Annotated in this window: 23 protein-coding genes; 12 read left to right on the top strand and 11 right to left on the bottom strand. The window is 56.7% G+C overall.

Annotated features, from left to right (window positions below; all coding sequences use genetic code 11):
- Positions 1 to 25: 25 nt before the first annotated feature.
- Positions 26 to 568, bottom strand: a complete 543-nt coding sequence (locus tag AA74_RS0104240) for a cysteine hydrolase family protein (protein WP_025911311.1) — start codon at positions 566 to 568, stop codon at positions 26 to 28.
- A gap of 400 nt (positions 569 to 968) precedes the next feature.
- On the opposite strand from AA74_RS0104240, the gene AA74_RS0104235 reads away from it, so the two are divergent.
- Complete coding sequence (locus AA74_RS0104235) at positions 969 to 1271, top strand: hypothetical protein (RefSeq protein ID WP_025911309.1); 303 nt, start codon at positions 969 to 971, stop codon at positions 1269 to 1271.
- Between the two features lie 114 nt (positions 1272 to 1385).
- On the opposite strand, the gene AA74_RS0104230 is transcribed toward AA74_RS0104235, so the two are convergent.
- The 6 genes from AA74_RS0104230 to AA74_RS0104205 form a co-directional block, all read right to left on the bottom strand.
- A complete protein-coding gene (locus AA74_RS0104230; RefSeq protein ID WP_025911307.1) occupies positions 1386 to 1985 on the bottom strand; it encodes an NAD(P)H-dependent oxidoreductase in 600 nt (199 codons plus the stop codon).
- Positions 1986 to 2059: 74 nt separating this feature from the next.
- Complete coding sequence (locus AA74_RS0104225; protein WP_008502347.1) at positions 2060 to 2653, bottom strand: TetR/AcrR family transcriptional regulator; 594 nt, start codon at positions 2651 to 2653, stop codon at positions 2060 to 2062.
- A 34-nt stretch (positions 2654 to 2687) separates the two neighbouring features.
- Positions 2688 to 5777, bottom strand: a complete 3090-nt coding sequence (locus AA74_RS0104220; protein ID WP_025911305.1) for an efflux RND transporter permease subunit — start codon at positions 5775 to 5777, stop codon at positions 2688 to 2690.
- Entirely contained in the window at positions 5774 to 6883 is a 1110-nt protein-coding gene (locus AA74_RS0104215; protein WP_023292505.1) for an efflux RND transporter periplasmic adaptor subunit, read from the bottom strand. The genes AA74_RS0104220 and AA74_RS0104215 overlap by 4 nt, the downstream gene beginning before the upstream one ends.
- Positions 6884 to 6957: 74 nt before the next feature.
- Positions 6958 to 7572, bottom strand: a complete 615-nt coding sequence (locus tag AA74_RS0104210; protein ID WP_025911302.1) for a TetR/AcrR family transcriptional regulator — start codon at positions 7570 to 7572, stop codon at positions 6958 to 6960.
- A 133-nt stretch (positions 7573 to 7705) separates the two neighbouring features.
- Positions 7706 to 8617 (bottom strand): LysR family transcriptional regulator, encoded by a 912-nt coding sequence (locus AA74_RS0104205; RefSeq protein ID WP_025911300.1) that lies wholly within the window; start codon positions 8615 to 8617, stop codon positions 7706 to 7708.
- A gap of 99 nt (positions 8618 to 8716) precedes the next feature.
- Here AA74_RS0104205 and AA74_RS0104195 point away from each other — a divergent pair, with 99 nt between their 5' ends.
- From AA74_RS0104195 to AA74_RS0104185, 3 genes are all read left to right on the top strand, one after another.
- Positions 8717 to 9832 carry an alkene reductase gene (locus tag AA74_RS0104195; protein WP_025911298.1) on the top strand — a complete coding sequence of 372 codons (1116 nt, stop codon included), beginning with the start codon at positions 8717 to 8719 and terminating at the stop codon, positions 9830 to 9832.
- On the top strand, positions 9829 to 10548 hold the full coding sequence (locus tag AA74_RS0104190; protein WP_025911296.1) for an SDR family oxidoreductase: 720 nt from the start codon (positions 9829 to 9831) through the stop codon (positions 10546 to 10548). The genes AA74_RS0104195 and AA74_RS0104190 overlap by 4 nt, the downstream gene beginning before the upstream one ends.
- A gap of 65 nt (positions 10549 to 10613) precedes the next feature.
- Positions 10614 to 11153: an ester cyclase gene (locus tag AA74_RS0104185; RefSeq protein WP_025911294.1), complete on the top strand. Its 540-nt coding sequence runs from the start codon at positions 10614 to 10616 to the stop codon at positions 11151 to 11153.
- 39 nt (positions 11154 to 11192) lie between these two features.
- Here AA74_RS0104185 and AA74_RS0104180 read toward each other — a convergent pair whose 3' ends face one another.
- Entirely contained in the window at positions 11193 to 11660 is a 468-nt protein-coding gene (locus tag AA74_RS0104180) for a nuclear transport factor 2 family protein (protein ID WP_032663571.1), read from the bottom strand.
- 103 nt (positions 11661 to 11763) lie between these two features.
- Between AA74_RS0104180 and AA74_RS0104175 the strand changes: the two genes are divergently transcribed.
- Positions 11764 to 12342 (top strand): TetR/AcrR family transcriptional regulator, encoded by a 579-nt coding sequence (locus AA74_RS0104175; RefSeq protein ID WP_025911291.1) that lies wholly within the window; start codon positions 11764 to 11766, stop codon positions 12340 to 12342.
- A 113-nt stretch (positions 12343 to 12455) separates the two neighbouring features.
- On the opposite strand, the gene AA74_RS0104170 is transcribed toward AA74_RS0104175, so the two are convergent.
- On the bottom strand, positions 12456 to 13013 hold the full coding sequence (locus tag AA74_RS0104170) for a histidine phosphatase family protein (protein WP_032667246.1): 558 nt from the start codon (positions 13011 to 13013) through the stop codon (positions 12456 to 12458).
- Positions 13014 to 13185: 172 nt separating this feature from the next.
- On the opposite strand from AA74_RS0104170, the gene AA74_RS0104165 reads away from it, so the two are divergent.
- From AA74_RS0104165 to AA74_RS0104150, 4 genes are read left to right on the top strand one after another with little or no spacing between them, the layout of a single operon-like run.
- Positions 13186 to 13581, top strand: a complete 396-nt coding sequence (locus AA74_RS0104165) for a DoxX family protein (protein ID WP_023292497.1) — start codon at positions 13186 to 13188, stop codon at positions 13579 to 13581.
- Entirely contained in the window at positions 13578 to 14210 is a 633-nt protein-coding gene (locus AA74_RS0104160) for a TetR/AcrR family transcriptional regulator (RefSeq protein WP_021241367.1), read from the top strand. The genes AA74_RS0104165 and AA74_RS0104160 overlap by 4 nt, the downstream gene beginning before the upstream one ends.
- A gap of 30 nt (positions 14211 to 14240) precedes the next feature.
- Entirely contained in the window at positions 14241 to 14645 is a 405-nt protein-coding gene (locus AA74_RS0104155) for a VOC family protein (RefSeq protein ID WP_008502334.1), read from the top strand.
- Between the two features lie 18 nt (positions 14646 to 14663).
- The gene (locus tag AA74_RS0104150) at positions 14664 to 15176 is read left to right on the top strand and encodes a GNAT family N-acetyltransferase (RefSeq protein WP_025911286.1); all 513 of its coding nucleotides are present in this window, start codon (positions 14664 to 14666) and stop codon (positions 15174 to 15176) included.
- Here the strand turns inward: AA74_RS0104150 and AA74_RS0104145 are convergent.
- Both AA74_RS0104145 and AA74_RS0104140 read right to left on the bottom strand, forming a co-directional pair.
- Positions 15157 to 15945, bottom strand: coding sequence for a hypothetical protein (locus AA74_RS0104145; RefSeq protein WP_008502332.1), 789 nt, complete (start codon positions 15943 to 15945; stop codon positions 15157 to 15159). The genes AA74_RS0104150 and AA74_RS0104145 overlap by 20 nt on opposite strands.
- A gap of 1 nt (position 15946) precedes the next feature.
- A complete protein-coding gene (locus tag AA74_RS0104140) occupies positions 15947 to 16144 on the bottom strand; it encodes a hypothetical protein (protein ID WP_008502331.1) in 198 nt (65 codons plus the stop codon).
- 257 nt (positions 16145 to 16401) lie between these two features.
- On the opposite strand from AA74_RS0104140, the gene AA74_RS0104135 reads away from it, so the two are divergent.
- From AA74_RS0104135 to AA74_RS0104125, 3 genes are read left to right on the top strand one after another with little or no spacing between them, the layout of a single operon-like run.
- Entirely contained in the window at positions 16402 to 16836 is a 435-nt protein-coding gene (locus tag AA74_RS0104135; RefSeq protein ID WP_008502330.1) for a nuclear transport factor 2 family protein, read from the top strand.
- On the top strand, positions 16833 to 17552 hold the full coding sequence (locus AA74_RS0104130; protein WP_023292494.1) for an SDR family NAD(P)-dependent oxidoreductase: 720 nt from the start codon (positions 16833 to 16835) through the stop codon (positions 17550 to 17552). Before AA74_RS0104135 ends, AA74_RS0104130 begins: the two co-directional genes overlap by 4 nt.
- Positions 17549 to 18808, top strand: coding sequence for an NAD(P)/FAD-dependent oxidoreductase (locus AA74_RS0104125; RefSeq protein ID WP_025911283.1), 1260 nt, complete (start codon positions 17549 to 17551; stop codon positions 18806 to 18808). The genes AA74_RS0104130 and AA74_RS0104125 overlap by 4 nt, the downstream gene beginning before the upstream one ends.
- The last annotated feature ends 1 nt before the right edge of the window (position 18809 follow it).

Genomic DNA, 18809 nt, shown 5'->3' with positions numbered 1-18809 from the left:
GTAAAGAGATAAGCGATCACCTGAGTCAACTCACCGTACTAAAAAGCCAGTCACGAGCAGTCGACAGCGTCACAAACGGGCCTGCCAGTGTGTTGTTGTGATGGGCAATAATGTCGCTGGCGGATAAATAGTCATTATCCATTGTGGTATGCGCATCTGAAATTAATACCGTCCTGAAACCCAGCTCCGGTGCGGCCCGGCAGGTCGTATCGACGCAAAACTCTGTTTTCATCCCGGCAATGACCAGCTGCTTGATGCCTCTCTGATTAAGTTCTTGCAGCAATACCGTATCCCGAAAACAGCTGGGATAGCGCTTGGTGAAAACAACGTCCTGCTCCTTCACGTCCAGTTCAGGTATCAGCTGTGTTAACGGCCCCTTTTCTGAGAAGGGGGAGTCGTCCGGCCCAATATGGCGGGCAAAAAAGACGGATACCTGCGCGTCTCGGGCGTTGGCGATTAACAAGCGGATATTGGCCAGAACGGCATCGGCGGAGCGAGGGGAAATCGGGCCCCGAAAGAGGCCCTGCTGCATGTCGATAATCAAGAGAGCATTGTCAGATGAAACCATTTCCTTTCTCCATTCAGAAGGTGGTGAACGGAGAAACATTTCCCCGTCCATGCCGGCGGGGATTGAGGTTCTGTTTGTCAGTCGTTTGCTACAGATACACTCACGCCGCCGAAGGGTCCGGTGGTGGTGAGGGTGGTTGTTGGCTTAACTGACGTAAACATGTTATGACCTTCGCTGATATATCTTTTAAATCATATCCGGACGAGCCGTTAAACTTTAAAAATTTGCTGCCGATAGTTCTTTTCAATGCCATCAATATGCCTGTAAAGATGAACAAAATCATATCAGCATATTTGGTAGTTGCGTATTTGTCGGCTCGACTTATTGCACATTCCAATAGTGCGAGAGACTGGATAAAAACCGTTGTGTTTCGATAAAAAATCACAAAAAGGATGTGCGTATGTTGAAAAGATTAGTCGCGGGGCAGATGAGCTTACCGATGACTTTCTGGGGATGGGGAATTTGCGGTAATTTTCTACTGGGTCTCATGGGGCTTGCTGGAGTGCAGACCGGTCACCCGGCCATGGTGCCGCTTTCCTATATACTTAAAGCCATTCTGTTCAGTGCTGTACTTTCCGGCATAACTTTCATTCTGCGTCGAAAAATCACGGTATTGGGTGGGATCGCTTTTTTTATTATTTTGATTCAGGTGATTATGAGTGTAGTGATGACGATAGGCCTTTTCTCGTTATTTTTTGAATAATCACAAGAAAGAGCGTTCCGGTTTGCCAGCAGGATCCCTGACGGTTAGTAACATCGAGAACTCGTGCCTCCTTATGGCGAAGGAGGCACGCCGTTGCTGGCTGGATAGCCGATATTATTTTAGGTTGCCGATCTCGCTCAGGAATTCGTCAACCTGCTCGGGCGTCGCCGTGTCTGCCTGGTAAAGGATATCGAGCTTAACGTTCTTCAACCCGCAGAAGCCAAATACCCCTTCGATGATTTGCGTCTGAATCGCCGTCGAGTAGCCGTGTTTGTCGAACCCGGTAAGATCGCTACCGCCAGTGGCAATCAGGCGGACGGGAACATCCCTTAAGTTGCCCACAATCCGGCCGTCGTCGGCCACCTTATACGCCCAGTTCAGGGTTAACACGCGATCGAACCAGCCTTTCAACAGCGCGGGAACCGACCACCAGTACACCGGGAAGACGAATACCAGCATATCCGCGCGCTCGACGCGCTGCTGCTCGCGCAGAATATCGTCGGGGAGGGCGCTCGGATCGCCGTGATACAAATCGAGATCGGCTCGGGTCATCGACGGATTAAACCCTTCAGCATGCAGATCGGCGATCTCAACCTGCGTACCTTCCTCGCGTAATTTCCCGGCAATACGAGCTGCCAGCGTATGGGATAACGAATTGTCGATCGGGTGTGCCGTCACGATCAGCGCGTTTTTAAGGGCATGTGTTGCAGACATAGCGACCTCCAGATGGGGGAGAAGTGATTTCTATATTACTGTTGGTAACTTAGGTGTCAATCCGCCCCCGGCGATCATTTTGTGCTATTCGCGTAGGTCTCCAGCACCCCGGTCATGGCGCCGCAGAGCATATCTTCTGCCACATTTCGGGCGAGCACGCCGTTGCCCGCCGCGGTGCTGAGCGCCTCCGCCGCGCCAATGATGGCCGTCAGTACCGCTTCTCCCTGAACGCCTTTTAAGACGATAAAAGGAGAAAGCGCGGTGCGCAGGCAGTCGGCACATTCGGCCACGCACGCTTCCCGAAACGTCTGCAGCGCGCGAGAACCGGACAGCGCCGCAGCGATTGGCCCGGTTTCAGGCCCGGCGGCAATCGCACAGTCGATATAGGCCGCGCTGAAAAAGCGGATCGTCTTCTCCAGCGTTTTGCTGTCCACCGCCAGCGTCTCGCGGAATTTTGCCAGCTGCCGATCGCTATAGTCCTGGTACAGCGCCATCAATAGCCCTTCACGATCGCCAAAGTGGTCGTAGGGGATGGGCTTGGTCACGTTAGCCCGTTCTGCCAGATAGCCAAGGGTCAACGCCTCCGTGCCTTGCTGACGCACGATCCCTCGCGCAACCTCCAGCAGCTGCACGCGGCGGTCCTCTTTTCTTAAGCGCTTAACAACCATGCTTGCCTCAGGTCAGTTATCTACTGATGGTAGTTTACACGTTTTCCGTGGCAGGCTGCACGCGTTGTTCAACCGGGCGGATCCGGAACCAGATCGCATACATCGCGGGCAGGAAGACGAGCGTAATGATCGTCCCGCCCAGCGTTCCGCCGATCAGCGTCCAGGCCAGCGTGCCCCAGAACACCGAATGCGTCAGGGGAATGAACGCCAGCACGGCCGCCATGGCGGTGAGTAAGACCGGCCGCGCTCGCTGGACCGTCGCCTCGACCACCGCCTGGAACGGATCGAGGCCGTCCTTCTGGTTATGATCGATTTGACCGATCAGGATCAGCGTATTGCGCATCAGAATGCCGGAGAGGGCGATCAGGCCGACCAGCGCGTTGATGCCAAACGGCTGATTAAATATCAGCAGGGTCGGCACGACGCCAATCAGCCCCAGCGGCGCGGTTAAGAACACCATGACCATCGCGGAGAGTGAGCGCACCTGCAAAATGATGATCAGCAGCGTCAGGGCAATCATGATCGGGAACAGCGGTAACATGGCCTGCGTGGCTTTGCCCGACTCCTCAATCGACCCCGCCATGTCAATGCGGTAGCCGGCCGGCAGCGAATCAACGATCGGCTGGAGCTGCTTCATGATGGCGACCGACACGTCCGGCGGCTGAAGATTGTCGGCGATATCGCCCCGTACGGTAATTGTGGGGGTGCGATCGCGGCGGCGCAGGACCGGGTCTTCCATGCCGACCTCTATCCTGCCAATTTGAGACAGCGGCACGCGCTGTCCCGCATTGCCGACCAGGGTAAAGCCTTCGATTTTTGCCGGGTCAAGGCGGATATCTCCCGCCGCGCGGGCAACGACGTCTACCGATCGAATATCCTCCCGCACGGAGGTGACAGGCACGCCTGATAACAGGAACTGAAGCTGCCCGGCAACGGCGCTGGAGGTTAAGCCGGTCGCCTGCAGGCGGTTCTGATCGAGAGTGAAATGGAGCACCGGAACGCGCGAGCCCCAGTCGGTGTTAACGGTTCGCATCATCGGGCTTGCCTGAAGCACGGCTTTCACCCGTTCGGCGATGTCCTGCACCTGTTTGACGTCCGGCCCCGACACGCGCCAGGCAACCGGGAAAGGCGAGTAGGGGCCAAACACCAGCTGCGTCACCCGCACGCGGGCTTCGGACGCAAGGCCGCTGGCGACGGCCTCCCTGAGCCTGAACTTGAGCGCCTCGCGTGACGTCTCGCTGTCCGTCAGGATCACGATTTTCGCAAAAGAGGGATCGGGCAGCTCGGGGGCCATTGCCAGATAGAAACGGGGCGAGCCCTGACCAATATAGGCCGTGACGATTTTGGCTTCCGGCTGCTTGCCCAGCCACGCTTCTATTTTTGCGGTAGCGGCGCTGGTTTGTGCAATCGAGGTGCCATAGGGCATCTGCACTTCAACCAGCACTTCCGGGCGATCGGAGGTCGGGAAGAACTGTTTTTTTACCAGCCCCATACCGAGCACGGCCAGAATGAAAATGGCGACCACGGACCCGGCCACGCGCCACTTTCTGGCGATAACGCGGCCAAGCAGCTGGCGAAAGCGGTTATAGCGAGGCGTGTTATAGATGGCGGCATGGCCGCCTTCCACTTTGGGGATCGCCGGCAGGATCTTCACCCCCAGAAACGGCGTGAACACCACCGCCACAAACCATGAGGCAATCAGGGCGAGGCCGACAATCCAGAACATATTGCTGGTGTATTCCCCGGCGGTCGACTGGGCAAACCCATTCGGCATAAAGCCAATCGCCGTCACCAGGGTACCGGCCAGCATCGGCGCGGCGGTGTGGCTCCAGGCGTAGGCCGAGGCTTTGATTCTGTCGTAACCTTCCTCCATCTTCACCACCATCATTTCGATGGCGATAATGGCATCGTCAACCAGCAGGCCGAGGGCGAGGATCAGGGAGCCCAGCGTGACGCGGTCAAAGTTTATTCCCGCGGCCTCCATCACTACGAAAACGACCGCCAGCGTCAGCGGTACCGCCGCCGCAACCACCACCCCCACGCGCCAGCCCATGCTGACAAAACAGACCACCATGACCACAAGCAGGGCGACGAAGAATTTGATCATAAACTCATCGACCGAGGAGCGGATATTCACGGACTGGTCGGTGACTTTGGTCAGGGTCATGCCAAGCGGCAGGCTATCGTTGATTTTCGCCGTCTCCGCATCCAGCGCTTTACCCAGCGCCAGGCCGTTCCAGCCCTCACGCATGACAACGCCCAGCAGCAGGGCGGGTTCATGCTGATTGCGTATCAGCATCGTCGGGGGATCTTCGTAGCCTCGTTCAACTGTTGCCACATCAGACAGCGTGAGCGTTTTGCCCTGAGCGACTAAAGGCGTATCGCGGATTTTCTGCAGTTCATCGAACGCGCCGTCCAGGCGGATAAAAATCTGCGCGCCCCGGGTCTCAATGGCACCCGCCGCGGCCAGGGCATTCTGGCCGTTGAGAGCATTGAAAATATCCTGCGGTGAGAGGCCCATCGTCGCCAGACGGTCATGGGAGAAGGCGATATAAATCCGCTCGGCCTGTTCACCGATGATGTTCACTTTTTTGACCCCTGGAACGTGCAGAAGCTGCTGGCGCAGGCCTTCGGCATCGCGTACCAGCTGCCGCTGCGGTTCGCCTTTTGCTTTCAGAGCAAAGAGGGCAAAGGTGACATCCGAGAATTCGTCATTGATCATCGGGCCGATGACGCCCGCCGGGAGACGCTGGGATTCATCCCCAAGCTTTTTACGCGCCTGATAGAACTCCTCCTGCACCTCAGAAGGCGGGGTCTTGTCCTGCAACGACAGCGTGATATACGCCATGCCGGGACGAGTATAGGTTTCGGTACGGTCATACCATTTGAGTTCCTGCAGGCGCTTTTCCAGCGGCTCCGCGACCTGATCCTGGATCTCCTGCGCGGTCGCACCCGGCCAGACGGCAATCGCCGTCATCTGCTTCACGGTGAAGGGCGGATCTTCCGCGCGTCCCAGTCCAAAAAAGGCGTAAATACCGGCAATCGTCACCAGAACGATCAGAAACAGCGTGACGGAACGCTCGCGGACGGCCAGCGCTGACAGGTTGAAGCGGCTTTGGCTCATGGCGCGTTCTCCGCCGGAGCGGCATGGCGCTGTTCTGCCAGCCTGACAACTTCACCTTCGTGCAGAAGATGGGCACCTAACGCAACGATCTTCTCCCCGGGCTTCACGCCGCCCGTGACCTGGACCGCATCTTCGCCCACGCTCAGCACCGTAACCGGCGTCCATGTGACCTTTGCCGGCTGGGCGGAAATGCGCCAGACGCCGGGCCCTTTACCCGCATCGTAGAGTGAGGCCAGCGGGACTTGCATGGCCTGACCTTCCGCTTTCGGGTCTTCAAGGCTGAGCGTGACGGTCGCCCCCAGCGGCGCGTTCGCCAGCTGGCCAGCCAGCACGTAGCGTGCTTCATACGTACGGGTTGTGGCATCCGCGGAGTCAGACAGCAGGCGCAACGTGGCGGTGACCGGGTGTTGTTCACGGCCATAAAGCGTGGCCCGTGCTTCGCTGCCGACGGCAGGGCGCAGCGTCTCCGGAAGCTGCACGAGCGCTTCGCGCTGTCCCGCTCTGGCAAGGCGGATCGCCACCTGTCCGGCGCTGACCACCTGACCGGGTTCGGCAAGCGTCTCCATCACCACGCCGTCTGAATCCGCCAGCAGGACGGCATAGCCCGTGGCGTTTTGCGCCACGTTGGCCTGCGCCCGGGCGGCGCTGAGATCCGCCCTGGCCGTATCGGCCGCCGCTTTAATCTGATCGTACTCCGCGGCGGACACCGCGCCGGACGCCACCAGACCGCGATAACGCGCCTCATCGCTGGTGGCTTTTCTCGCCCGCGCCTGGGCAGCATCCACCGCGCGCTGCTGCGCCTGAGCCTGTAATTTCAGGTCAACCGGATCCAGACGCAGTAAGGGCTGGCCCTGTTTGACGGTCTGCCCCGTATCCACCAGGCGTTCGAGGATTTTACCCTGAACCCTGAAGCCCAGGTCGCTTTGCGTTCTTGCCACCACCACGCCCGTAAAGGTGCGAGCGGCTGGATTCGCCCTCTCGACGGAGGCGGATCTGACAAGCGGTGGCCTGGTGCGCGGATCGTCACTCGCGGAAATATCGCCGCATGCCGCGAGGGCAAACGGCAGAAGACATATGGCAAGGCGGGCTGAAGTGAGCCTGAGCATGGGAAACCCTTTTGAAGTAACAGGACAGTTTCCGCATTCTGTGATTAGTGACCAATAAAGTCAATGGTCACCAATCAGGGGGCCAGGCTTCTTAAAATCAGTGAGGAGAGAAGTACCGCCGCCGTTGGGGCAGTTTCAAGGTTGTACTGCAGCTGAACGGGGTTAATGTAAGGGCACATCACCATGTAAACGGCAAAGGTGACCTCGTCCAGCGGCGTCTTCCTTTCGAACTCTCCAGCCTGTCTGCCTTCGATAATGATGGTCTCAATCAGCTTCAGGAGGCTTTCGGTATACCTTTCCGTCGAAGGCCACTTCTCCCGTGACGCGACGGCGGCGATGTCGTAGAGCTTGCGATCGTGGAAAAACAGCTCGCTGCCGGCCTCGGTGAGCGACTTAAAAAGACGGCGGAGTTTTTCGCTGGCTGACGGCGCATCCTCAATGGCGGAAAGCACGGCCGCCATGATCAGCTCCAGGCGGTTAGCGCAGATCACTTCGCCGATAGCCTGCTTGGAATCGAAGAACTTATAAATGTAGGATTTTGAAAAACCGATAGATTTCGCCAGCTCGGCGACGGTGGTTTTTTCATAGCCGTAATGGCCGAAGTGCTCAAAGGCCGCTTCGACGATTTGCTCTCTGACAGAATGGTCAAGTGGACCACGTATTGATGGGGCGTTCATAGTTTTAGTCATTATGTAAGCTTAGCGTGACGGGCCAGGGTTGGCAACGAGTGACCGTTTTGCACTTTGGTTACTGTTATGCTGTCTTACGTCGTGAAGACGGGACAATCGGCCAGGTGGAGTAAGTGTATCACTGTTTTTTACGTTAATGTTTTTTAAGCCAGTCGAGAAAAAACTGGCTGAACGCCGTAACCTGAAGCGGCTGCAGCTTGCGCTGCGGGTAAACAAACTGCAGCCCGACATCTTTGCGATCGTAGCGGCTAAAGCCGGTGAAGCTGTCGGCAAACAGCACCGTGAGTCTTCCGGCGTCAACGTCGTCTTTGACGTCCCACCACGATTTCCCGGCGATGCCCGCTCCGCCCAGGGCCCACTGACGAAGCAATGCCCCGTCGTCGCACACCATGGCGGGCTCGACGCGAACAACGCTTTCCTCTCCCTCATGTTCAAAGCGCCATTCGTTCATCACCACGCCCTGAGACTCCAGCGCCAGGCACCGGTGCCGGGCTAGATCGGCAAACGTGGCGGGGATACCGTGGTCGTTAAGATACGCCCCGGAGGCAACCAGCACCCGACGGTTCGGGCGGATGTTTCTGACGACAAGGCTGCTGTCCGGCAAATTGCCGAAGCGCACGCTCATATCCAGCCGGTTAGCGACCAGATCCTCAACGTGTTCTTTTAGCGAGATGTAAAATTTTACGGCAGGATGGTGACGCGAAAATTCAATGACGGCGGGGCTGAGATACTGTCTGCCAAAGTCCGAGGGCGCGGAAAGGCGAATATTGCCGCTGAGCACGCCCTCTTTTTGCGTCAGCAGCGACTCGGCGTGATGCACCTCTTCCAGCACGCGCAGCGCGGCGTGGTAAAACTCTTCCCCTGCGCGGGTCAGGGTGAGGGATCGCGTTGAGCGATGAAACAGGCGCGCCTGGTAACGCTCCTCAATCGCCTTCAGCCTGGCGGTCATCGTGGCAGGAGAAAGCGACAGGCGACGTCCGGCGGCGGAAAGACTCCCGGCCTCGGCAACTGCCACCAGTAAGGCCATGTCTTCGAGTTTACCCATTATTCATCTTTTCCGAAAAGTGCATCTATTTTTAGCGTAATTATCAAAATCAGATGCCGACTGTAAAGTGATTTCATCCAAACCATAAGGGATGAAAACATGAAACCTGCTTCACTCTTTGAACGCTACAGGCTGGGGTCGCTGGACCTGAAAAATCGTATCGTCATGGCGCCGATGACCCGCGCGCGCTCCCTTCAGCCGGGCAACATTCCCTCTGCGCTAATGGCGGAGTATTACCGGCAGCGGGCCAGCGCGGGGTTAATCATCACCGAAGCCACGCAAATCTCGCCTCAGGGTCAGGGATACTCCTGGACGCCCGGCATCCATTCGCCGGAGCAGGTTTCAGGATGGCAGCTCACGACGGGGGCCGTGCATCAGGCGGGCGGGGTCATTTTTTCTCAGCTCTGGCACGTTGGGCGAATGTCGCACGCCAGTTTTCACCAGGACGGTCAGCCCGTCGCCCCGTCAGCGCTGGCCCCGGACGCGCAGGTGTGGGTGGTGAATGAGCGAGGAGAAGGCCAGATGGTTGACTGCCCGCAGCCGAGAACGCTCTCACGCAAGGACATTCAGAACATCGTCGCGGACTATCGCCAGGCCGCTTTGAATGCCGTTCAGGCCGGGTTTGATGGCGTGGAGGTCCACGGCGGAAACGGCTATCTGATCGACCAGTTCCTGCGCCAAACCTCCAACAAACGCACGGACGAGTACGGCGGTACGGTGGCTAACCGGATCCGCTTCGCCCAGGACGTGTTAAGCGCGATTGCCGGGGCGATTGGTCACGAACGTACGGGCATTCGTCTTTCGCCGTTTATTACCCAGCGCGGGATGAACGACCCGCAGGTCTCTGAAGCCATACTCGCGCTTGCGGCCTGGTGCGAACAAAAAGGGATTGCGTTTATCCACCTGGCGGAAGCCGACTGGGACGACGCGCCGCAGATTCCTGAGCATTTCCGTCAATCGCTTCGCGAGACCTTCAGCGGCACCCTGATCGTCGCGGGTAACTATGACCTTGCCAAAGCCGAAGACATTCTGGCGGCGGGCTATGCCGATTTGATTGCCTTCGGACGACCGTTTATTGCCAACCCGGAATTGCCTCACCGGCTGGCGCACCGCTTGCCGCTGGCCCAGGTGTGCGACCCCGCCACGCTGTTTGGCGGCACCGCCACGGGCTATACCGATTACTCAACGTACACCCAGCAGGAGGAAACTTTATGACCCGTAAAACCTTAATTATCGGCGGCGCTTCCGGCATCGGTTTCGCCGTGGGCACCCTGCTTGCCGGGCGCGGCGAGGAGATTATGCTTGCGGGACGCGATAGCGCGAAACTGGACGCGGCACGGCAACGACTGGGCGCTCATGCCGCGTCTGTTAGCACTCTCGTGCTCGATTTCAGCCGTGAGGAAGAGCTTGTTGCGCTCAGTGAAACGCTGGGCGAGGTCAATAATATTGTCGTCACGGCGGGTTCACAGGCGCCGGGCGGGCTGCTTTCCGGACTGGATCTCCGTGCGGCAAGACAGGCCTTTGATACAAAATTCTGGGGAAGCCTGAATGTCGCCCGCTATCTCAGCGGGAACATCGCTCCCCGCGGTACGCTGACCTTCACCAGCGGCTTTGTGGCGCGCCGCACCGTGGCGGGCGCCATCGTAAAAACCACGATGAATGCCGCCATTGAGGCCGCGACAAAAGTGCTGGCGAAGGAGCTTTCCCCGCTGCGCGTCAACGTCGTGAGTCCGGGGCTGACCGACACGGAAGCGTATGCGGGGATGGACGCCGCCGCGCGGGAAAAAATGCTCGCAGGCGCGGCGGAAACCCTGCCAGCCAAAGCCTGGGGAAGGGCGCAGGACATCGCACAAGGGTATCTTTTCGCCATGGACAATCCGTTTGTCACCGGGTCGGTCATTGATATTGAGGGCGGGGCGTTAATTAACTGACCCCTCATTAATGTGATCCGCAGGGCATCGTCTGCGGGTAATGTAATACTCTGTAGAGAGACATCATGAAATATACGACGTGCTTTCGTCCCGCTATCGCGGCGCTTATTTTTGCTGGTCTGTCGGGCAATGCTATTTCCGCGCAGGGGGAAAGGGTACAGCCGAAACAGCTGATTGTGGACAAGAGCCTGCCCCAGGTGCAATTAAAGACGAATGAAGCCGTTGCCAGAGAATATGCCACGTTCTGGAACACCGGTAATGAAACTCTGGCGCGTGATGCCCTGGCGGCAAACTTTGTTGATAAAACACCGCCGGAAGGCCGTAAGCAGGGGCCGGAAGGCGCTATTTTAGCCTCGCGGGCGTTTCGCACGGCCGTGCCCGATTTGCGCTGCGACGTTGAGCAGATGATTATTTCAGGCGACCGCGTGGTCTCACATTTACATTTTTACGGCACATTCACCGGGACATTTGGCAGGCTGAAAGGAAAGGGGCAGAAAATAGATTTTATTGCCACGGATATCTATGCAATCCGTGACGGTAAAATTGCAGCGAACTGGCATATTGAGGACAACCTGACGCTGATGAAACAGCTGGGCTCGCTGTAAAGTCATCACTCCGGGGCGGCCCGGAGTAATGCGAAAATCCTATAACCCCAGATCGCTCAGCGAGGGGTGATCGTCCGGGCGTCTGCCCAACGGCCAGTGGAACAGTCGCTCGGATTCTTTTATCGGCATATCGTTAACGCAGGCAAAGCGGCGCTTCATCAAGCCGTCCGGTGCGAACTCCCAGTTTTCGTTGCCGTACGAGCGGAACCAGTTTCCTGAATCATCATGCCATTCATAGGCATAGCGGACCGCGATGCGGTTATCCGTAAAGGCCCACAGCTCTTTAATCAGACGATATTCCAGCTCTTTTTTCCATTTCCGCGCCAGGAACGCCTGCGCTTCCTCCCTGTTGGTGGCGAATTCTGCACGGTTGCGCCATTGGGTATCGAGCGTATAGGCCAGCGCAACGTTCGCCGGATCGCGGCTGTTCCAGCCATCTTCTGCCAGCCTGACTTTTTCAATAGCGCTTTCACGTGTGAAGGGCGGTAAGGGAGGACGTGTGTTCATGGCAATTACCTCGTTATGTGATTATGTAGACAGATCTGTCTACTTGCGCTAATCTATGCCTGAAAAATAACGCTGTCAACATCCGTTTTGAGGCCATCGACAAATGAAAGCAGAATTCGAAAGCAACGATAAAAAAATAAGCGTCAGGGATAAAATATTACTGACGGCGCACGATCTGTTTTATTCCACAGGCTTCAGAGCGACGGGGGTGGATACGCTGATTAAAGAGGCGAAAGTGACGAAGGTGACGTTTTATCGCCATTTTCCGAGTAAGAGCTTGCTTATTCTCGCCTATTTACACTATCGACATGAAATATGGATTAACTGGTTTGAGGCCACGCTTCGTCGACATCTCGTTGAAGGCCAGACGCCTGCGGACGCTCTATCGGCTACCCTTTATGAATGGTTTATTTCGCCTGAGTTTCACGGCTGTGCGTTTATTAATGCCAGCGCCGAAGCCAAATCCGAAGATATTGAAAGCGAAATAAAAGCGATATGCCGCGATCATAAAATCGAAACAAAGAACATTATTGCGTTGCTGACAAAGATTGCGGATGAGCGCGTCGTCAATGAAATCATGCTGCTCATTGACGGCGCCATTATTCATGCGCAGATGGGCATGGAGACGGATGAGGTCATCGCGTCGTTGAAGAGGGCGCTGGCAGACTTAATCGGGGGCTAGCGAGGATCCCCTTAGTCCTCCAGACGAAGGCTGACAGGTGCATTCAGCATTTGCGAATAACAGTCGGCTGGCGTGCGCCGAGGATGAACAATCCTCGGCCTCAGCATGTGCCGCTATACCATGCTGTAAACCCCCGCTCCCCAGTACCCCTTACCCGGACGAGTCTGTTCTTTCCAGCCTGATGCGGTCAGTTCTTTTGCAATGAACCGGTTGATGACCCCGTGCCCCATGAGCAAGACGGGGCCGTCAGAGTCCTTCGCTACATTCACCAGGATTTCTGCCGCCTTAACGGCACGTTCTTTTGCGGCGCTTACGCGCTCTGACTCGCCAGACAGGCCGCAGAGCCAAAGAACGCGAAACAGCGCTGCCCAGTAAAAAGGCGATAGCCGGAACCCCGGAATACGGAACACCGGCAGCTCTGCTTCCCGAAAAACCTCATCAATTAAGCCCGGTTCACACCCCAGCGTTTTCAACGATGAAAGGGCTCGCGGGAGAGGGCTGCTGAGAAACGTCAGTGCGCGGTACGCGAGGATTTGAGCCATCTCCGAAGGTCTGTCGCGGCCCGTTGAAGAGCGGTTATAGCTGTCGATCCATCCCACCATTTCCCTGTACGACACCTTTCCGGCGCCCCTGTATTCGGGTTCGCCGTGGCGCATCAAAATAATTTCCATATGTCTTCATCGCTCACCATCCATTCACCAGAGGCAGACTAGCGCGTTCTCACACTGATGTTCACCCACCCGTTTTGGAGTGTCAGGGCGGTGATCGCACTTATCAGACTTGTCGGTCTGTTAATTAATAAGTAGACTAGCCAGTCTTTTAAATGATCAAAGAGATAATTCAGTGTCAAAAATCACGTCATCTATCACAACACTCTGTCTTTCAAGAATTTTATTGACCTTTTTCTTCTGGATGGCAGGCTTTTATGGGTTGTTCAACTTTGGAGAGATTGTGCTGGAAATGGTGGATGTGGGTCTCCCCTGGCCCGTCTTATTCGCGACAGGCACCATTCTCTGTCAGCTTGTAGGCTCTGCTCTGGTGATTTCGAATTTTGCCGGCTACGGATGGATTGGATCGGCAATGCTGATTGTGTTTACATTACTCACCATTCCGGTGGGGCATCCATTCTGGAAATTTAGCGAGCCCCAGCGCACCCAGGAGTTTCATATCGCGCTTGAACACATAACCGTTATCGGGGGGCTCATGATGAGCATGCTTTTGTCAGGTCGTAAACGATGAGAGAAAAGGTTCGGCAGAAAGGCCGCCCAAAAGATCCGTCAAAGGAGCAGGCGATACTGCAGGCCGCAAGAAGCCTGTTTCTCGAGAAAGGCCTCGATGTCACGACGGAAGAAATTGCCCGCGTTGCCGGGGTGGCAAAAGCCACGCTTTATGCCAATTTCGCGGATAAAGACCTGCTTGTTGAGGCCGTACTCCGTAAGGAATCGGATCTGACCATCAGTGACAGTGATTTTTCCGAGCGGCATCATCTGTCGTTGACCGAGGTCTTAACCGCGTTTGGCAACCGTTTTGTCCGCTTCATCAACCAGCGCGAGCTGACGGGCTGGGACCGCTTAATTGCCTCCGCCGCTATTCGTCATCCGGAGTTACCCGCGCGTTTTTATGCGGCAGGTCCCGGCAGGGCGCAGCAGATGCTGGAGACAATTATCGGTGAAGCCGTTGAAAAGGGCTTACTGATCGCGTGCTCCCCGCGCGAAGCGGCTGACGACCTGGCCGGGTTGTGGCTCGGGATGACAAGCCTTGAGATAAAGCTTGGCGCCAGAAAAAGCTTATCTGATGAAGAAATTGCTCGTCGGGTTACGCATGCGATCGCTGTTTTTATGTGCGCGTATTCAGTGGAAAAGCGCTGAGCATAACCATTTAGAGTAAAGGTAACGGAAATGAGAACACAGAAACGATGCCTCGGCTGCGTGGCTATTGTGGTTGATGACTACGATCGCGCCATTGAGTACTACACAGACAAGCTGGGGTTTACCCTCGTAGAGGATACGCCGCAACCGGGTAAACGCTGGGTGGTCGTCTCGCCCAACCCGGAAAGCGACTGCAATATTTTGCTGGCTCGTGCGTCTAACGAGAGGCAGGAAGGTTTTATCGGTAATCAATGCGGTGGCCGAGTATTCCTGTTCCTTCAGACGGATGATTTTTGGCGCGATTACCATGCCATGAAGGCAAAAGGCGTTCATTTTTGTGAAGAACCTCGTGAGGAAGAGTACGGTACGGTGGTGGTGTTTGAAGATATGTACGGCAACCGCTGGGATCTCTATCAACATGCCCAACGCGGGTGATTACGCGGGATACCTTCCATGACGCTTCGAATTCGACAGGCCACCGGGGCCGATTCAACGCTATTAAGCGAGTTAGGATATCGTATCTATCCCGCGCATTTTCAGCATTTGTGGGTATCAGACGCCGAGATGACGGCTTTTCTGGACGCCGAGTATGCCCCCTCCGTCATTGAGCAGAGCCTGACCGAGAGCCATGTTTCCTGGTTTGTGGCAGAAACCGATCGGCCAGTGGGATTCATAAAAGTGACCTGGGACGCCATGCTTCCGGAAACGGACAAGAGGGGCGTTCTCCTCAACAAGCTCTACCTCGATCCTGCCGAGACCGGCAAGCACTATGGTCAGGACATGTTCAATAAAATTATCGACATGGCCCGGAGCAGGGGAAAGGACTCTCTCTGGCTGGAAGTGCTTGAGCAGAACGCAGGAGCGTACCGGTTCTACCAGAAGCAGGGCATGCTCTGCATTAAGAACGTCCTTTTTGAAACAGCCTCACAGCAGAGCATACTCAAAATTATGGGGATGTCTCTTTAGGGCCAGGGCTCTCGTCCCGCTGTGCCAGCGACAGCGCGCTGGCGCTAGCGGGATCGAACAGCGAGATGCTCTCAATCTGATTGAGTAAAATCACCTTGCGGAATGACATGGCGCTGCGGGGTTCCGAGTCGAGCGTAATGTCATGCTCCGCATACCACCGGCTGTAATTATTCTCGATGCGCAGGTTCATCGTCTTCGCATCCCGGTACCCGCTCAACATCGGGATCAGCACGATATTGGCCGTTTTTTCATATTCCAGCGTTGCGGTGTGGATCATACCCACGTATATCCGCCTCGAGCGGAGCGTGACCTGCGCCAGCTCGCCTTGCTCCATACACTGATAGAGCAGTTGTTCAATCCCGCTCGCCTGCGCAAGCCGTTTGTAGAGCTTTTTCCGACTCTCACCGTCCAGCCTGGCGCTGCCTGCCCAGTTAGAGCGGTAGAGGCAAAACAGAATGGCAAACGCCAGCATCACCACCACCGGTGCCTGAATGCCTAAAAAACTCCAGTTCATAAAGTCGATTTGCCAGTCGGTGTATTTCGGTGAGGCAAAGTGGAAAGCGTTGTTGGCGGCAGAAAGGGTGAGCAGCAGCAGCCAGAGCAGCCCCGTAGCAATCACCCCCTGCAGAACGAAAATACAGCCGTAAAGCGCAACGAGAAAATAGACGTCCCAGCCAAAGGAACGCTTGATTTTAAAGCGGGTCGACAGGTCGCGGCTGGTGTACCAGTACCCGCAGACCATCAGCACCATAAATATCGCCGTTCCCATATCAGGCCCTCTTCAGCGCGTTAACGTGACGCAGAAAGTCCTGCCGCACCTCGTTGCTCTTGTAGTTCACCGAGGCGTTCCCGTCCTGGTCGATAATGATGCGGTCGCCATCTTCCACGGCTTCAATAATTTCCTGCTGACTCATCACCTGCAGTAAGGATTCCGGGCTTGAGAAGAGGGAGAGAAAGAAACGTTTCATGTCAGGCATCCTTATGAATAAAAAGGATAAGCCTGGAAGATGACCGCTGAATTTGCCTTAAGGATAACCTGAAAGTGAAAGCCGGGTGGCGGCTACGCCTTACCCGGTCGACAAAACCGTCAAATGATTGAGTTATCAAGTTGTTGATATTTATGGTTAATAAAAAATAAATTTGCACAAACTTGGACAAATAACGTTAATTGTGTAAGTTTTAAGTATGCGATTACGCCACGTTGTTTACAGCCAGGATGTGACCCATGAGCACTTTGCCCTCTGTCGTGAGTCGGTTTGTTGAGTACTACGCCGCACTGGATAGCCAGCCGCCGTCCGCGCTGGTCGGGCTTTACCATTCAAATGCCACGCTTGTCGATCCGTTCGGCGAGCACGACGGTATCTTTGCGCTTCAGCGCTATTTCACCCATCTGCTGGCCAACGTCGAGAACTGCCGTTTTTCTATCGACCCGCCGCTCTGCAGCGGGAACCGGTTTGTTGTCACCTGGGTGATGCACTGGTCGCATCCGCGCATTGCCGGAGGCGAACCGCTCGATCTGCCGGGGTGCTCGGTGGTGGAGACGGAAAACGATCTCATCACCCACCAGCGCGACTACTACGATGCGGGAGAGATGATCTACGAACATCTTCCTCTGCTGGGCTGGGCGGTACGCGGCGTGAAGCGGAGGGTCAAATCATGAAGACGGTACTGATTACCGGTGCAAGTTCGGGCATTGGCGCCGGGCTGGCGAAATCCTTCTCCGCTGACGGCTATCATGTGATTGCCTGCGGGCGCGATCCGGCGCGTCTGGAAGCGCTGCATCAGACCTGCCCCAATCTCACCGTTCGCCTGTTCGATATGACGGACCGGGAGGCCTGCCGACAGGCGCTGACCGGCAGCTACGCCGATTTGATTATTCTCTGCGCCGGTACCTGCGAATACCTCGACGGTGGCGTGGTGGATGCAGCGCTGGTGGAGCGGGTCATGAACACCAATTTCCTCGGGCCGGTGAACTGCCTTGAGGCGCTGCAGCCGCAGCTGGTTCGAGGCAACCGCGTGGTGCTGGTGAGCTCGATGGCCCACTGGCTGCCTTTCCCCCGCGCAGAGGCCTACGGTGCGTCCAAAGCGGCGCTGAGCTGGTTTGCCGAAAGCCTGCGCCTGGACTGGGAGCCAAAAGGGATTACCGTTACGGTTGTCTCTCCGGGCTTCGTCGATACGCCCCTGACGCGAAAAAATGATTTTGCCATGCCGGGTCGGGTGACCGTCGATGAGGCGGTGAAGGCGATCCGTATCGGGCTGGCGGCCGGGAAAATGCACATCGCGTTTCCTGCCGGATTTGGCTTCATTTTGCGGCTGCTCTCAGGGCTGCCTGCTTTTCTTCAGCGCACGCTGCTGCGCAGGATGGTGCGTTCATGAACATTGCAATTATCGGCAGCGGCATTGCCGGGCTGACGTGCGCCTGGCGACTGGCAGGGCACCATCAGGTGACCCTGTTTGAAGCGGGATCCACACCGGGCGGCCATACCGCAACGGTTGACGTGACGACGCCACAGGGCACATACGCGATCGATACCGGGTTTATCGTCTACAACGACCGCACCTATCCGCGCTTTATGGGCCTGCTCAGCGAGCTGGGTATCAGCGGGCAAAAAACCCAGATGAGCTTTTCAGTACACAACCCCGAGACGGGGCTGGAATACAACGGCCACACCCTGACGTCGCTGTTTGCCCAGCGCCGAAATCTCGTCAATCCGACATTCTGGCGGCTGCTCGGTGAAATCGTCCGCTTCAATCGTCTGGCAAAACAGGCGCTGGACGGGGAAGTGGACCCGAACGCCACGCTGCAGACGTTTCTGGACCAGCACGGCTTTACGCCGTTTTTTGCGCGCCACTATATTCTGCCGATGGGGGCCGCTATCTGGTCATCCTCGCTGCAGGAGATGAAGCGTTTCCCGCTGCCGCTTTTTTTACGTTTCTTCCAAAACCACGGTCTGCTGGATATCACCCATCGCCCGCAGTGGTACGTGGTGCCGGGCGGCTCGCGAGAGTATATCCGCGCGATGCTGGACAAACTGGGCGATCGGCTGACGCTGCATCTCAATTCACCGGTTCAGCGGGTGAGCCGCCACGAGGACGGGGTCACGCTCCAGCTTGAAAACGGCAGCCATTCCTTCGACCAGGTGATATTTGCCTGCCACTCCGGCAGTGCTCTGGCGATGCTTGACGACCCGACCTCCGCAGAGCGCGAGGTGCTGGGCGATATCGGCTGGCAGCGCAACGAGGTGGTGTTGCACAGCGACCCGCGCTGGCTGCCGGTGCGGCCGCGCGCCTGGGCGAGCTGGAATTACCGGCTGAGCGCGCAGGCGCAGGCCAGCGCCTGTGTGACCTACAACATGAACATTCTGCAGGGGCTGCCTGCGGGCAGCCCGCTGTTCTGCGTCACCCTGAACCCGGACGCGCCGGTGGATGAGCGCTTCGTTCTGCAACGCTTCGTTTATGAGCATCCGCTGTTTAACCCGCAAAGCTGGCGGGCGCAGGCGCGGCGCGGCGAGATCAACGGTCACCAGCGGAGCTGGTTCTGCGGAGCCTATTGGTACAACGGTTTTCATGAAGACGGCGTGCGCAGCGCGCTGGACGTGGTCAACGCGATAGCGGCCGGAGAGGGGAACTGAG

It is taken from the genome of Enterobacter sp. 5-4, from assembly GCF_000612205.1.
GTDB lineage: Bacteria > Pseudomonadota > Gammaproteobacteria > Enterobacterales > Enterobacteriaceae > Enterobacter > Enterobacter roggenkampii.
Note: the sequence above shows the minus strand (reverse complement) of the source record. Positions and strands in the feature narration are given on the sequence as shown.